Origin of the sequence: Herbaspirillum sp. Sphag64 (genome assembly GCF_014192645.1) — a bacterium.
Lineage (GTDB): Bacteria > Pseudomonadota > Gammaproteobacteria > Burkholderiales > Burkholderiaceae_D > Herbaspirillum.
In genome coordinates this window covers 41,380-54,788 of sequence record NZ_JACHYE010000018.1, presented here as the reverse complement: position 1 = coordinate 54,788, position 13,409 = coordinate 41,380, and the positions used below count along the sequence as shown (strand labels likewise).

18 protein-coding genes are annotated in these 13,409 nt (G+C 51.3%); 13 read left to right on the top strand and 5 right to left on the bottom strand.

Going from position 1 to position 13,409, the window contains the following annotated elements; translation table 11 throughout:
• Positions 1-165 precede the first annotated feature (165 nt).
• The 4 genes from FHW66_RS19365 to FHW66_RS19350 form a co-directional block, all read right to left on the bottom strand.
• A complete protein-coding gene (locus FHW66_RS19365) occupies positions 166-1,599 on the bottom strand; it encodes an NAD(P)(+) transhydrogenase (Re/Si-specific) subunit beta (protein ID WP_183381474.1) in 1,434 nt (477 codons plus the stop codon).
• Entirely contained in the window at positions 1,596-1,925 is a 330-nt protein-coding gene (locus FHW66_RS19360) for an NAD(P) transhydrogenase subunit alpha (RefSeq protein WP_183381473.1), read from the bottom strand. Before FHW66_RS19360 ends, FHW66_RS19365 begins: the two co-directional genes overlap by 4 nt.
• Positions 1,926-1,988: 63 nt before the next feature.
• Positions 1,989-2,351 carry an aspartate 1-decarboxylase gene (panD, locus tag FHW66_RS19355; RefSeq protein ID WP_183381472.1) on the bottom strand — a complete coding sequence of 121 codons (363 nt, stop codon included), beginning with the start codon at positions 2,349-2,351 and terminating at the stop codon, positions 1,989-1,991.
• A gap of 66 nt (positions 2,352-2,417) precedes the next feature.
• Complete coding sequence (locus FHW66_RS19350; protein WP_183381471.1) at positions 2,418-3,533, bottom strand: Re/Si-specific NAD(P)(+) transhydrogenase subunit alpha; 1,116 nt, start codon at positions 3,531-3,533, stop codon at positions 2,418-2,420.
• Positions 3,534-3,741: 208 nt separating this feature from the next.
• On the opposite strand from FHW66_RS19350, the gene FHW66_RS19345 reads away from it, so the two are divergent.
• From FHW66_RS19345 to bfr, 9 genes are all read left to right on the top strand, one after another.
• The gene (locus FHW66_RS19345) at positions 3,742-4,245 is read left to right on the top strand and encodes an NUDIX hydrolase (RefSeq protein ID WP_183381470.1); all 504 of its coding nucleotides are present in this window, start codon (positions 3,742-3,744) and stop codon (positions 4,243-4,245) included.
• Positions 4,238-5,335 (top strand): tRNA 2-thiouridine(34) synthase MnmA, encoded by a 1,098-nt coding sequence (gene mnmA, locus FHW66_RS19340; RefSeq protein ID WP_255459075.1) that lies wholly within the window; start codon positions 4,238-4,240, stop codon positions 5,333-5,335. Before FHW66_RS19345 ends, mnmA begins: the two co-directional genes overlap by 8 nt.
• A gap of 206 nt (positions 5,336-5,541) precedes the next feature.
• Complete coding sequence (gene hemP / locus FHW66_RS19335) at positions 5,542-5,730, top strand: hemin uptake protein HemP (protein WP_183381469.1); 189 nt, start codon at positions 5,542-5,544, stop codon at positions 5,728-5,730.
• Between the two features lie 112 nt (positions 5,731-5,842).
• A complete protein-coding gene (locus FHW66_RS19330; protein WP_183381468.1) occupies positions 5,843-6,166 on the top strand; it encodes a hypothetical protein in 324 nt (107 codons plus the stop codon).
• A 30-nt stretch (positions 6,167-6,196) separates the two neighbouring features.
• Positions 6,197-6,421: a bacterioferritin-associated ferredoxin gene (locus tag FHW66_RS19325; protein WP_183381467.1), complete on the top strand. Its 225-nt coding sequence runs from the start codon at positions 6,197-6,199 to the stop codon at positions 6,419-6,421.
• A gap of 28 nt (positions 6,422-6,449) precedes the next feature.
• On the top strand, positions 6,450-7,127 hold the full coding sequence (locus tag FHW66_RS19320) for an energy transducer TonB (protein WP_183381466.1): 678 nt from the start codon (positions 6,450-6,452) through the stop codon (positions 7,125-7,127).
• A 30-nt stretch (positions 7,128-7,157) separates the two neighbouring features.
• Positions 7,158-7,892, top strand: a complete 735-nt coding sequence (locus FHW66_RS19315; RefSeq protein WP_183381465.1) for a MotA/TolQ/ExbB proton channel family protein — start codon at positions 7,158-7,160, stop codon at positions 7,890-7,892.
• Positions 7,892-8,308 carry a biopolymer transporter ExbD gene (locus tag FHW66_RS19310; RefSeq protein ID WP_183381464.1) on the top strand — a complete coding sequence of 139 codons (417 nt, stop codon included), beginning with the start codon at positions 7,892-7,894 and terminating at the stop codon, positions 8,306-8,308. Before FHW66_RS19315 ends, FHW66_RS19310 begins: the two co-directional genes overlap by 1 nt.
• Before the next feature lie 237 nt (positions 8,309-8,545).
• Positions 8,546-9,019 (top strand): bacterioferritin, encoded by a 474-nt coding sequence (gene bfr, locus FHW66_RS19305; protein WP_183381463.1) that lies wholly within the window; start codon positions 8,546-8,548, stop codon positions 9,017-9,019.
• A gap of 105 nt (positions 9,020-9,124) precedes the next feature.
• Here the strand turns inward: bfr and FHW66_RS19300 are convergent, their stop codons facing one another.
• Positions 9,125-9,730, bottom strand: a complete 606-nt coding sequence (locus FHW66_RS19300) for a glutathione S-transferase N-terminal domain-containing protein (RefSeq protein WP_183381462.1) — start codon at positions 9,728-9,730, stop codon at positions 9,125-9,127.
• Between the two features lie 197 nt (positions 9,731-9,927).
• Here FHW66_RS19300 and purB point away from each other — a divergent pair, with 197 nt between their 5' ends.
• The 4 genes from purB to pdxH all read left to right on the top strand — a co-directional run bounded on the left by purB (position 9,928) and on the right by pdxH (position 13,393).
• Positions 9,928-11,295, top strand: coding sequence for an adenylosuccinate lyase (gene purB, locus FHW66_RS19295; protein WP_183381461.1), 1,368 nt, complete (start codon positions 9,928-9,930; stop codon positions 11,293-11,295).
• Between the two features lie 75 nt (positions 11,296-11,370).
• A complete protein-coding gene (locus tag FHW66_RS19290) occupies positions 11,371-11,895 on the top strand; it encodes a cytochrome b (RefSeq protein ID WP_183381460.1) in 525 nt (174 codons plus the stop codon).
• A gap of 73 nt (positions 11,896-11,968) precedes the next feature.
• Complete coding sequence (locus tag FHW66_RS19285) at positions 11,969-12,493, top strand: YceI family protein (RefSeq protein WP_255459077.1); 525 nt, start codon at positions 11,969-11,971, stop codon at positions 12,491-12,493.
• A 264-nt stretch (positions 12,494-12,757) separates the two neighbouring features.
• A complete protein-coding gene (pdxH, locus tag FHW66_RS19280) occupies positions 12,758-13,393 on the top strand; it encodes a pyridoxamine 5'-phosphate oxidase (RefSeq protein ID WP_183381459.1) in 636 nt (211 codons plus the stop codon).
• The last annotated feature ends 16 nt before the right edge of the window (positions 13,394-13,409 follow it).

Sequence of the window (13,409 nt, the reverse complement as noted above, 5' to 3'; positions counted from 1 at the left end):
TAAGCAATTATTTAAACTTTTTACCAAACCCCTCGCAAACCCACGCCCACACTCACTCTCTTCGAACAAACAAAAAAAACCAACACCATAAACAACAAGGCCATCCCTGCGGGATGGCCTTATTGTTTTACAAAACTACTCAATTACTAGCAACGGGTCATGCAATCACTCGACAGCCTTGACCATATCTTCAATGACCTTCTTGGCATCACCGAAGACCATCATGGTCTTGTCCATATAGAAAAGCTCATTATCAAGGCCGGCATAGCCAGCTGCCATTGAGCGCTTATTGACGATGACTGTCTTCGCTTTGTAAGCCTCAAGGATAGGCATGCCAGCGATCGGCGACTTCGGATCCTTCGCAGCAGGGTTCACGACGTCATTGGCTCCAAGCACAAGAACCACATCAGCCTGACCAAATTCGCTGTTGATATCTTCCATTTCGAAAACCTGATCGTATGGAACTTCGGCTTCTGCAAGCAGTACATTCATATGCCCAGGCATCCGTCCCGCAACCGGATGAATTGCATATTTCACCGTCACGCCATTATGGGTAAGCTTCTCAGTTAACTCTTTGAGTGCATGCTGCGCCCGTGCAACTGCCAGACCATAACCGGGAACGATAATCACGGTTTCGGCATTTCCCATCAAGAACGCAGCATCATCAGCAGATCCTGACTTGACGTTACGCTGTTGCTGAGCGCCGCCAACCGCTGCTGTCGCTTCGCCGCCAAAACCACCAAGAATCACGTTGAAGAACGACCGGTTCATCGCTTTGCACATGATGTACGAAAGGATTGCACCAGACGAGCCCACCAGGGAGCCAGCAATGATCAACATCGAATTGTTGAGCGAAAAGCCAATACCAGCCGCGGCCCAGCCTGAATAGCTGTTGAGCATGGAGACCACCACCGGCATATCTGCACCACCGATGGGAATAATGATCAGCACTCCCAAGATAAAGGCGATGGCAGCCATAATGATGAAAGGCAGCCAACTTTGTGTCAGCACAAAGATCACGCCAAACCCAATCATGGCCACGGCCAGCAACAGATTCAACAAGTGCTGACCAGCAAAACTGACTGGCGCGCCTTGGAACAAACGGAACTTGTATTTACCAGAAAGTTTTCCAAAAGCAATGACAGAGCCCGAGAACGTGATTGCTCCTACAAACGTACCAATGAAGAGTTCGACACGGTTACCTAAAGGGATTGCCTCGCCGTGTGCCGCAATATTAAAGGCCCATGGCTCTGCAACGGCAGCAACGGCAATACATACAGCGGCCAAACCAATGAGCGAGTGCATCGCAGCGACCAGCTCTGGCATTTTGGTCATCTCGACATTACGTGCCAAAAAGGCACCAACTCCGCCACCGACAACAACACCGCCGGCAACCAGCCAGAAACCAAGCCCGGAGGCCGATAAATCGCCCTTCAACTTAATAATCAATGCGATAGTCGTCAGAACAGCGACACTCATGCCAATGATGCCAAAGGCATTACCTCTGCGTGCAGTAGACGGATGCGACAAACCCTTCAAGGCTTGAATGAAGCAAACCGATGCAATCAGATACAGCAAAGTGACCAGATTCATACTCATGCTGATGCCCCCGAATTTTCCTTGTTGTTCTTGGCCTTAGGTTCCTTTTTCTTGAACATTTCGAGCATGCGCTGGGTGACCATGAAGCCACCAAATACATTCACCGCAGCTAGCGCAACGGCCAATGTTCCGGCAATACGGCCAACTGGGCCTTCCGTCAAGCCTGCTGCAAGCATGGCGCCAATGATAATGATTGCTGAAATAGCGTTCGTCACCGCCATCAGCGGTGTGTGTAACGCAGGTGTGACGGTCCACACGACGTGGTAACCGACATAAATTGCTAGTACAAAAATAATCAGATTGATGATGGTGTGACTGACTTCCATGATCTTATTCCTTTCAATGGTGCATGCTGACGCATCTCCCCGCCAATATGCACCTGGGTAGTTTTAGATGGTCTTCAGGCTGGTGATGTGATTCTTGTCATCGACAAACACGATCTTGGGAACATAGGCTGCAACTTGCTCCTCAGTCATCGGCGCATAAGTGCAAATGATCAGCAAATCTCCGAGATGGGCGAGTCTTGCTGCGGCACCGTTGAGAGAAATCTCGCCACTACCACGCTTGCCACGAATGGCATAGGTTGAGAAACGCTCTCCATTGTTGACGTTATAGAGCTCGATTTTTTCGAATTCCCGGATATCTGCTGCTTCCAGCAAGTCTTCGTCAATACCACAGGAACCTTCATAGTTCAGATCACATTGGGTGACAGAGGCGCGATGTATTTTTGCGCGCAGCATGATTCGTTGCATAAGACTTTACTCGTCGTTACTGACCTTCAGCGAGAAGGTCATTGTGTTGAAAATGGATTGAATGAATTATTTGCGCAGAATTTCGCCATCACGGCACAACAGTGTCGCAGCGACGATGTCATCTTCACGATTGATGAGAAGCTTGCCCTCTGCATCCACGATGAGCTTGAGGAAATCGAGCACATTGCGGGAATACAGCGCCGACGCATCGGCAGCAACCAGTGCAGCCAGATTGCCTTCACCAATGATATGCACGCCATGCTTGACCACTGTCTTTCCGGATTCCGATAAGGGGCAGTTACCACCCTGATCTACTGCCATATCGAGAATCACGGAGCCGGGCTTCATGGCCTTGACGGTTTCTTCGCTGATAAGTACAGGAGCCTTTCGTCCCGGAATCAGCGCGGTCGTAATAATGATATCGGCCTGCTTAGCCCGTTCATGGACCAGCTCAGCTTGGCGTCGCATCCAGTCCGCAGGCATGGGGCGTGCATAGCCGCCTACGCCTTGTGCGATTTCCTTTTCTTCTTCCGTGATGAAAGGCACATCGAGGAATTTCGCGCCCAATGACTCGATCTGCTCTTTAACAGCCGGACGCACATCTGATGCTTCAATCACGGCACCGAGACGTTTAGCGGTCGCAATCGCCTGCAAACCAGCCACGCCAGCACCCATGATCAGAATACGCGCCGCTTTTACTGTGCCAGCTGCCGTCATCAGCATTGGCATGAATCGCTGATAGGTATTAGCAGCAAGCAACACCGCCTTGTAACCTGCGATATTGGCCTGGGATGACAAGACATCCATTGATTGCGCACGCGTGGTCCGCGGCGCAGCTTCCAGCGCAAAGGCAGTCAGTCCGGCCTGCGCCATGGCAGCAATATTGTCGACATCGAAGGGATTCAGCATCCCGACGACCACGCTACCAGCCTTGATACGCGCACGTTCTTCCGCGTTCGGTGCCCGCACCTTTAATAAAGCATCCGCAGCATAAACTTCATCTGCTGAAGCGATCTTGGCGCCAGATGCCACATAGGCCTCGTCAGTGATGCTGGATTTTAGTCCTGCTCCAGACTCCACAAGCACTTCATGCTTGGCGGCCACTAGTTTCTTGATTGTCTCCGGCGTTGCTGCGACACGCGTCTCTCCTTCCCGACTTTCGACGGGGATGCCTAGCCTCATTCAAAGCTCCTAAAGTAATAAATGTAGTAAGTTGTAGTGGATTGTAGTGAATTCTTACCTGAATCTTACACGGAAAATTTAAACGTTCATCAATTTTGTCAATCATGCAAATTCATGCTGAAAATACTCCTGCACCAAGCCGGTTATGCCTGCGGCAACTGAAAGCTTTATCAAGCCACGGTAAAATAATGCCTCTTGAAGGAAAATCATGCTTGATGTTTGGAAACCCTCTGTTACCGTCGCGGCGATCGTTGACCGCGATGGGCGTTTTTTATTGGTGGAAGAGCAAGCCGCCGACGGCTTGCGCCTGAATCAACCTGCCGGCCATCTGGAAGAAGGCGAAGCATTAACCCAGGCGGTCGTGCGCGAGACACTCGAAGAAACTGCATTCGGTTTTACACCAACCGCATTGGTTGGTATGTATATGTCACGCAATGTGTCTTCACAGCGTTCCAATGCAGGCGTTACTTACCTCCGTTTTGCATTCGCGGGCACACTTGGCGCACAGTATGATCGAGCACTGGATACAGGCATCGTCAGAACACTCTGGATGACCCGCGACGAGCTCGCTGCCTGTCCCGAAAGACATCGTAGTCCTTTGGTATTACGCTGTGTCGATGATTATCTTGCTGGCCAGCGCGCGCCGCTATCTCTGCTTTACACGGATGCCAGTGTCGGCGCTGAAAGCAGCATTGGGGACAACCATGGCTAAAAAGCGCGTAGTCATTGGCATGTCCGGTGGCGTAGACTCCTCCGTATCGGCCTGGTTGCTAAAAGAACAAGGCTACGAAGTCATTGGCCTGTTCATGAAGAACTGGGAGGATGACGATGATTCCGAATACTGTTCAACCCGAGAAGACTGGATTGATGCCGCAAGCGTCGCCGATGTAGTGGGAGTTGACATCGAAGCAGTCAATTTTGCAGCTGAATACAAAGAACGGGTTTTTGCCGAATTCCTTCGCGAGTATCAGGCTGGACGCACGCCGAATCCAGACGTGTTATGCAATGCCGAGATCAAATTCAAGGCATTTCTAGATCATGCAATACGCCTCGGCGCCGATCTGATCGCGACAGGACACTACGCACGTGTGCGCGAAAACAAGACAGGTACGTTCGAATTATTGAAGGCAATTGATGCGAGCAAGGATCAAAGTTATTTCCTGCACCGTTTAAATCAGGCTCAGCTCTCAAAAACCCTGTTCCCGCTGGGTGAAATCCATAAAACCGAAGTCCGCAGGATTGCCGAGCAGCTCAAATTGCCAAATGCAGCAAAAAAAGACTCGACCGGGATTTGCTTCATTGGTGAACGACCGTTCCGGGAATTCCTGAATCGCTACCTGTCTTACAAGCCAGGCCCGATGAAGACGGCTGAAGGCGATATCGTTGGCGAGCACGTCGGGCTTAGCTTTTATACTCTGGGGCAACGCAAGGGAATCGGCCTGGGCGGCATCAAAGCACACCAGAATGCTGATGGCCAAAGCGATGCGTGGTACGTTGCACGCAAGGATATCGGCACCAATACGCTGTATATCGTACAAGGCCATGATCATCCCTGGTTACTGTCGACGCAGCTTGCTGCGAGCCAAAGTAGCTGGATCTCAGGCAGTGCGCCAGATGTTGAGGCACTCAGCGCCAAGACACGCTATCGACAGGCAGATGTGGCCTGCTCAATCAGCGATGCGGGTGCGGATCGCTTTGCGCTGCACTTCCGCGATCCACAATGGGCAGTCACTCCCGGACAGTCAGCAGTCCTTTATGACGGCGATATCTGCCTCGGTGGCGGGATTATCGAATCGATCTGAGACTCGATACTTCTCAAAAAACAACACCATGTAAACGCCCCGCTATGGCAATAGCGGGGCGTTTTTTATTGTGCAGACCATTTTTAGCCTTGTTCTCAGAATTGCCAACACTAACTCACCTACTCCTCTGCATAAAGAGCTTGCAATCTGAAACCAAATGAAGAATAATCTAAATAAGAATTGTTCGCATTTAATAGGAGGTCATCATGAACCAACTGATTGAGCACGGAAACGAACGTCAAAACACCCAGGCTACAGCCGCTAACGGTACGCCCATCACGCGCATTAAAAGCCAGGATTTGTTTCGTCAGATGCGCGAATTGGAAATTGATCACGGTGGACGTATTTACAAACTCCGTCTGACGCAACTGAACAAGTTGATCTTGACGGCGTGAACTGGCGAAAAGCGCCGCGAACCGAGTCATTTCATTGATAGCAATACCAGCCAGCAGACCGTGAAGAATTCTTCACCGAAGCCAGCCAAGCTTCCTGACCAAGGAGAGTTTGATGGTTAACGACAAGATCGATTCCGCCTTTGTAGAACCGAACACCGCCCCGGCGCAGCCGGAGTTGCTGGTATCTGCGGTATTGCATCTGATGTCTCATTACACGGCAAATAATGACAAGGAATCCAGAAGCTGCGTCAAATTGGCATCAGTCATCGAGCGACATCTGAAAGCACTGGCAGATTTGCCGAACCTGGCACCAGTTTTACGCGCAACCTGTCAGCAACTTTCAGAACAATGGGCCTTGGTAGTCGAACGCAGCATGCCACAGCCTGAAAAATTCAATCTATTCACGCGTATTGTTTCCGGCGCGAGAACTATATAGGACCTGCAGAGCCAGGTAGCAAGGCATAAAATGATTGTCTGTGTTTGTCACAATGTCTCCGAGGGAAAGATTCACCAAGCCGTCAGTTCTGGAATGCACTCGATGGCAGAGTTGCGCAAAGAGCTGGGAGTTGGTACTTGCTGCGGCAAATGCCACAGCTGTGCCAAACAAGTCTTGCGAGAATGCCTGAGCAGCGTCAGTCAAACCCGTTCGCCGTTGCAGAGCGTGGTATTTCACCGCGCTATGTCTGCCTGAAACCATCGTTTTTGCACTGTCTTTCATCATGCGCAGCACTTATTACCAGCTTCAGCCCCTATTGAAGCAAAGCCAAAAAGTTAGTTTATTAGGTCTCATAGTCCTGCTGCACGTGGCCTTTTTTTATGCACTACAAAGCGGCCTCACGCTTCAGGTCAGCAGTGTCGCGCCAAAGGATGTATTGGTATCTTTCCTCACACCTGAACACGCACCTGAGCCAACACCAGCCAAGACGCCTCCAGCACCGCCCAAAGTCGTGCCGACGGTAAAAAAATCTGTCCCGCAACCTCCGATACCGTTGACACAAGCGCCGGCACCGACGGCAGTAAGCTTGCCCACAACACCACCGCAACATGCCGAACCTGCACCAGCGGCAGTTCCCGCCCCTGCGGCACCGGCATCGCCGCCGGGCCCAGTGTTACCAAAGCAGATCACTTCAGGTATTGAATATATCGAGTCTCCGGCAGTGACCTATCCCCCGGCATCTCGTCGGCTGGGCGAACAAGGCGTGGTGCAATTTCGGGTTCTGGTCAATACCAGTGGAAAAGCAGAAAAAGTGGAAATCATCAAAAGTTCCGGCTTTACGCGGCTTGATGACGAGGCTAAACGCGCAGTTATGCGCGCTGTGTTTAAACCCTATATCGAAGATGGCAAGCCGATCCTGGTATCGACCACCGGCGTCATCAATTTCAAGCTGGATCGTTAGTTCATCAAATTCAACACAAAGGAAGTCAACATGGAAGTAAGTCCATACGGATTGCAGAGCCTCTGGGCACAAGGTGATTTTGTTACCAAAGGCGTCGCCATACTGCTGCTCTCGATGTCTATCGCATCATGGTATGTCATTGTTACCAAAGCATTTCAGTTACTGCGTTTTCGTCGCGCCTCGGCGGCAGCTGGACATACCTTCTGGGATACCACCAGTCTGCCAGAGGGCGTTGCAACGCTTGGCAATGACAATCCTTTTTCCGATGTCGCCAAAGTTGGCGTGACCGCAATGACGCATCATGCCGCCCACAAAGGCCATCTGCATGACCAACTCTCAGTGAGCGACTGGATCACACTCTCCTTGCGTCAGGCAATTGATGAAGCGTCAGGGAAATTACAGGCAGGTATGGCCGTACTCGCATCAGTCGGCTCGACAGCTCCATTTGTTGGCCTGTTCGGCACCGTCTGGGGCATTTACCATGCCTTGGTCTCGATTGGCACCTCTGGCCAGGCTAGTATCGACAAGGTTGCCGGCCCAGTCGGCGAAGCGCTGATCATGACAGCCTTAGGTCTGGCCGTCGCTATTCCTGCAACCTTCGGCTACAACGCACTGGTCCGCGGCAACAAAACCACTATCGCTAAGCTCAACAAGTTCGGCTTCGACTTGCATGCACTGTTCGTCACTGGTGCGCGCACCAGCTCAGAGGACGGTCAGAACGGGAATAGCAAAAGTGCCAAGCTGACCGCAGTAGGAGGCAAATAATGGCCATGGGATCATTGTCCGATGGCGAGGACGACTTCAATCCGGAGATCAACACGACGCCGTTGGTCGACGTCATGCTAGTGCTGTTGATTATTTTCATCATCACCATCCCTGTCATGAATCATGCTGTCAAAATTGATTTGCCACATGCCAGCAATCAGCCGGAAGAGGCCAAGCCCCAAAATATCAATCTAGCGATCGATGCATTAGGCAAGCTGTACTGGAACGACGAACTGATCGACTCCAATCAATTGACGCTTCGCCTTGCTAACGCTGCCAAGAAGCAGCCGCAACCGGAACTGCATTTACGCGCCGAACGTACGACTCAGTATGAAAAAGTAGCCCAGGTCATGGCTGCAGCACAATCGGGCGGACTGACTAAAATTGGCTTTGTCACGGATCCAAAAGCCAAATAAAGCCAACCCACGCCAATCTTCAAGCCTCCATCGAATCTGATGGGGGCTTTTTCAATTTTGAACTGATCGCAAGCTCAAACAAAGGCAAGAATGATTCGCGCTAAATATTGCTGATCTGTCTTCTCTACTGCGTTATGATCCGCCCATTGAGCTGCCCGGCAGCAAAGGTTGATTGCAAAAAAACAATCGACATGCCAGACAGTCTCGTTCTCCCACACCATTTTCCAAGAGGTAGCTATGAAAGGCGATCCAGCAGTCCTGAAGTTGCTCAATGCGCAACTGACCAATGAACTGACAGCCATTAATCAGTATTTTTTGCATGCTCGTATGTATAAGCACTGGGGCTTCGAAAAAATCGCAAAAAAGGAATACGCCGAATCGATCGGTGAAATGAAACATGCCGACAAGCTGATTGATCGCATCCTGATGCTGGACGGTCTTCCGAATCTGCAGGCATTGCACAAGTTGATGATCGGAGAAAACACGGCGGAAATGCTGGAATGCGACCTGAAACTGGAAAAAGCCGCACAAAAAACAGTCAAGGAAGGTATCGCCACCTGTGAACAACAGGCGGACTATGTGTCACGCGAGTTGTTCCAGTTGATTCTGGATGACACTGAAGAGCATATCGACTGGCTCGAAACACAGATCGACATCATCGATAAAATCGGCATCCAAAACTACCTGCAAACGCAAATCATTGAAGAGTGATGCGATTTTTCAGGCGATCAGATATCGATAGCAGTTACTGAAAAGCAAAAAAGCGCGATCAAATCGCGCTTTTTTATTGCCTGGCCGCAAATGGCAAAGCTGCTCCTAACCGGGCACAGTGTCCTTGAACGACTGGCGCTCCGACAGTTTCTCAAACAAACGCTCAAGCTCTGGATAGGGCTCGCGCCAGTCCGTTTCCGGAAACCGAAAATCCAGCCACCCCAGCGCACAGCCCACCGCAACATCGGCTAGCGAATAATGATTACCGACACAATACGACTTTTCACCCAGACCAACCGCCATGGCGTGTAAGGCAGCCTCAACCTTGCTCCATTGGCGCCTGATCCATTCCGGACTCTGCTGACGCGTAGGACGTTGTTTTTCGCGAAATACCAGGATAGCCGCATCAAGCAGGCCATCCGCAAGGGCTTCCCAGCACTTGACTTCGGCCCTATCTCGGCCGCCTGCCGGCAGCAGCTTGCCAACCGGTGTCAAGACATCGAGATACTCCGCGATGACGCGCGAATCAAACATGGCACCACCGTCATCCATCATCAGACAGGGAACCTTGCCCAACGGATTGAATTGCTGGATCGTGGTAGTTTCGGCCCACACGTCTTCCAGCACGAGCTCGTAATCGATCTTTTTTTCCGCCATGACAATGCGGACCTTGCGAACGAAGGGGCTTCTCAGCGAGGCAATCAGTTTCATAGGGTTTCTTGTAATAATCCGTTTTGATTATAGCATCGGCTAAAACGCGATCATGTGAACAAGCGTGCACCGCAGCAGTCCCCATACAGATTTCGGGGGAATGGTAAAATCTCCCTTTGACGCAGACAAATCCGGCTATGCATGTCCTCCCGCTGGCCAGTCTTCTTATTTCAACGTACATCACTCCTCTGTTCATCATGTCCCTGTCCCCACTTTCCGCTCTCTCACCACTCGACGGTCGTTATGCCTCAAAAACCGACAAATTGCGTCCAATTCTGTCGGAAGCCGGTTTTATGCACCATCGTGTAAAGGTTGAGATTGCCTGGTTGCAAGCATTGTCTGCTGCAGGTTTTGCCGAAATCAAGCCATTTTCGGCAAGCGCATCGGCACTGCTGGATAAGTTAGCAAGCGACTTCACTGAAGCCGATGCAGCGCGCATCAAGGAAATTGAAGCCGTTACCAATCACGACGTGAAGGCAGTCGAATATTGGCTCAAGGAAAAGGTCAAGGACGTACCTGAACTGGTCGCAGCCTCGGAATTCATCCACTTCGCCTGCACTTCTGAGGACATTAACAATACCTCCCACGGCATGATGCTCAAAGCAGCACGTGAGAGTGTCGTCCTGCCAGCATTGCAAGGACTGGTCGACAAGCTGACTGAACTGGCGCACGAGCACGCTGCGGTGCCAATGCTGTCGCGCACTCATGGCCAACCCGCTAGCCCCACCACGCTAGGCAAGGAAATCGCCAACGTCGTTGCACGTCTACAACGGGCTGTACAGCGCATCGCCAGTGTTGAGATCCTCGGCAAGATGAACGGTGCGGTTGGCAATTACAACGCCCACCTGTCTGCCTATCCGGAAACTGATTGGGCTGCCTTCTCCAAAAACGTGATCGAGCAGCGTCTCGGGCTCGTATTCAATCCCTACACCATTCAGATCGAGCCACATGATTACATGGCAGAGCTGTTCGATGCGATTGCGCGTACCAACACCATTCTGCTCGACCTGAATCGCGATATCTGGGGTTACATTTCGGTCGGCTACTTCAAGCAACGTACCAAGGCGGGTGAAATCGGCTCGTCAACCATGCCACACAAGGTCAACCCTATCGACTTTGAAAACTCCGAAGGCAACCTCGGCATGGCCAATGCGGTACTCAAGCATCTTTCTGAAAAACTCCCCGTATCTCGCTGGCAGCGTGACCTGACAGATTCAACAGTCCTGCGTAATATTGGTGTCGCCTTTGGTTATGCGGTCCTCGCTTACGACAGCTGCCTGCGCGGCCTCAATAAGCTCGAAGTCAATCCTGTGCGCCTGGCAGAAGATCTCGATGCCACCTGGGAAGTGCTGGCGGAACCGGTTCAAACCGTGATGCGTCGCTATGGCATTGAAAATCCCTATGAGCAGCTCAAGGAACTGACCCGCGGCAAGGGTATTTCCAAAGAGGCATTACGCGACTTCATCAATGGTTTGGCCATCCCGCAGCAAGCCAAGGACCAGTTGCTGGCGATGACGCCTGCCAACTACATTGGCTCGGCAATGACGCTGGCTAAAAACATTTAATATGGCCCGGGATCAAGCGGAACTGCCTTCCATTTGATCCTCTCGATAGCGCAACATCAAACAACCCCCTCCATCATGGAACGCTACACAAAACCTGCCGTCTTGTTGCACTGGATTATTGCCCTGCTGATCATCGCCGCGTTTGCGCTTGGTCTGACCATGGTGGATATCCCTGGACTCACACCAACCAAACTCAAATATTTTTCCTGGCACAAATGGATGGGCGTTACCGTACTGGGGCTAGCTTGTCTACGCCTGCTCTGGCGTCTCACCCACGCGGCGCCGGCTTATCCTGCGCATATGCCACAATGGCAGCAAAAAGCAGCACATCATCTGCACGCGCTGCTTTATGTATTGATGTTTGCCATTCCTGTATCCGGCTATATCTACACACTGTCAGCCGGTGTACCGGTGGTCTACCTGGGCCTGTTCCCGCTGCCAGTCTTCATGGCACCAGATCCCCAGCTCAAGCCACTGCTCAAACTGGTCCATTACTGGCTGAACATGACATTGCTCGCGGTTGTCTGCCTCCATGTACTGGCGGCCCTGAAGCATCAATTCATTGATCGCGATGGCATCTTCAAACGCATCCTTCCCTGAAATTCTTTTACAAGGAAATTCCATGATTTCTCGCCTGTCCCTTATTCTCGCCGGCACCATCACCGCGCTGACCATGACCTCTGGCGTCATCGCAGCGCCGCTCAAGACGGATCCGACCAAAAGTACCGTAACCGCTGTTTTCAAACAAATGAACGTGCCTGTTGAAGCCAAGTTCAAGAGCTTCAAAGCGCTGATCGATTTCGACGTGACCAAACCAGCAATGGCAAAAGCCGGCGTTGACATCGATATTCCGAGCTTTGACCTGGGTGATCCAGAGTACAACAAGGAAGTGTTGAAAAAGGAATGGTTCAACGCTGCCCAGTTTCCCAAGGCCGGCTTTGTTGCCAGCACAATCAAGCCATCTGCAGGAGCACCAGCGGGTACCAAATATGATGTAACTGGCAAGCTAACCATCAAAGGCAAGACAATCGATGTCCAGTTTCCACTCACTGTTAAAAAAGACGGAAACGCACAGATATTCGATGGCAGCTTGCCCATCAAGCGTTTGAGCTTCAATATTGGTGAAGGCGACTGGAAAGACACCAGCATGGTCGCCGATGAAGTGACGATCAAGTTCCATATTGTGGCAACCCCTTGAAGTTGTACAGACGGGCAGCACGCTGGTGACATCAAGTACCCAAGATGACCTAGTCGCGAATCAGAGACAACAGAAGGCTGATGCATGATTAATGCATCAGCCTTTTTTGTTCTACGTCATATGTTGCCATGCCGATGTCACGCATAATTGCATGGCTTTGCAGCGGGATAGTGCAATTGACAACTCGCAATTTTTAAAGACCCTGCCTGCAGATTTTATAAAATCGCGCTAATCTAGCGCAGTCTTGAAAGAAAGATCAAACATATGTCGATAGCCGACCTTCGCAAGGACTATAGTCGTGCCAGTTTGTCTGAACTGGAGGTATCCGCCGATCCGATCCTACAATTCTCAATCTGGCTTGAAGAAGCGATCAAGGCTGAGATACCAGAACCTACTGCCATGGGGCTGTCGACGGTGGGCGCGGACGGCAAACCGTCATCACGCATCGTGCTGCTCAAACAGGTGGATGCAAGCGGCTTCTCACTATTCACCAACTATCTCAGCCGCAAGGGACAAGATATTGAGCAACATCCCCATGTGGCCTTGCTGTTTCACTGGGTTGAGCTGGAGCGTCAGGTACGTATCGAAGGCAGGATAGAAAAGCTTGGGGCGGGCGAAAACGACAATTATTTTGCCAGTCGCCCGTTGCGTAGTCAGCTTGGCGCAATTGCCTCACAGCAGAGTCAAGTTATCGATCGTAGGGAAACGCTGGAGGCGCAATTTGCCACAGCAGAGCAGCAATATGGAGAACATCCAGTGCGTCCAGAGCATTGGGGTGGTTACCGCGTCGTGCCAGAAGCGCTTGAATTCTGGCAGGGTCGTCGGTCCCGCCTGCATGACCGCGTGCTCTATACTTTGCAACAAGACGGCACCTGGAATCGGCAGCGCCTGCAACCCTGACTTATTCAAGGAACTT

What these genes read in the sequence shown, in the direction of transcription:
- FHW66_RS19365 (WP_183381474.1), bottom strand. Translation starts at nt 1,599, where the DNA reads ATGAGTATGAATCTGGTCACTTTGCTGTATCTGATTGCATCGGTTTGC.
- FHW66_RS19360 (WP_183381473.1), bottom strand. Translation starts at nt 1,925, where the DNA reads ATGGAAGTCAGTCACACCATCATCAATCTGATTATTTTTGTACTAGCA.
- panD (WP_183381472.1), bottom strand. Translation starts at nt 2,351, where the DNA reads ATGCAACGAATCATGCTGCGCGCAAAAATACATCGCGCCTCTGTCACC.
- FHW66_RS19350 (WP_183381471.1), bottom strand. Translation starts at nt 3,533, where the DNA reads ATGAGGCTAGGCATCCCCGTCGAAAGTCGGGAAGGAGAGACGCGTGTC.
- FHW66_RS19345 (WP_183381470.1), top strand. Translation starts at nt 3,742, where the DNA reads ATGCTTGATGTTTGGAAACCCTCTGTTACCGTCGCGGCGATCGTTGAC.
- mnmA (WP_255459075.1), top strand. Translation starts at nt 4,238, where the DNA reads ATGGCTAAAAAGCGCGTAGTCATTGGCATGTCCGGTGGCGTAGACTCC.
- hemP (WP_183381469.1), top strand. Translation starts at nt 5,542, where the DNA reads ATGAACCAACTGATTGAGCACGGAAACGAACGTCAAAACACCCAGGCT.
- FHW66_RS19330 (WP_183381468.1), top strand. Translation starts at nt 5,843, where the DNA reads ATGGTTAACGACAAGATCGATTCCGCCTTTGTAGAACCGAACACCGCC.
- FHW66_RS19325 (WP_183381467.1), top strand. Translation starts at nt 6,197, where the DNA reads ATGATTGTCTGTGTTTGTCACAATGTCTCCGAGGGAAAGATTCACCAA.
- FHW66_RS19320 (WP_183381466.1), top strand. Translation starts at nt 6,450, where the DNA reads ATGCGCAGCACTTATTACCAGCTTCAGCCCCTATTGAAGCAAAGCCAA.
- FHW66_RS19315 (WP_183381465.1), top strand. Translation starts at nt 7,158, where the DNA reads ATGGAAGTAAGTCCATACGGATTGCAGAGCCTCTGGGCACAAGGTGAT.
- FHW66_RS19310 (WP_183381464.1), top strand. Translation starts at nt 7,892, where the DNA reads ATGGCCATGGGATCATTGTCCGATGGCGAGGACGACTTCAATCCGGAG.
- bfr (WP_183381463.1), top strand. Translation starts at nt 8,546, where the DNA reads ATGAAAGGCGATCCAGCAGTCCTGAAGTTGCTCAATGCGCAACTGACC.
- FHW66_RS19300 (WP_183381462.1), bottom strand. Translation starts at nt 9,730, where the DNA reads ATGAAACTGATTGCCTCGCTGAGAAGCCCCTTCGTTCGCAAGGTCCGC.
- purB (WP_183381461.1), top strand. Translation starts at nt 9,928, where the DNA reads ATGTCCCTGTCCCCACTTTCCGCTCTCTCACCACTCGACGGTCGTTAT.
- FHW66_RS19290 (WP_183381460.1), top strand. Translation starts at nt 11,371, where the DNA reads ATGGAACGCTACACAAAACCTGCCGTCTTGTTGCACTGGATTATTGCC.
- FHW66_RS19285 (WP_255459077.1), top strand. Translation starts at nt 11,969, where the DNA reads ATGACCTCTGGCGTCATCGCAGCGCCGCTCAAGACGGATCCGACCAAA.
- pdxH (WP_183381459.1), top strand. Translation starts at nt 12,758, where the DNA reads ATGTCGATAGCCGACCTTCGCAAGGACTATAGTCGTGCCAGTTTGTCT.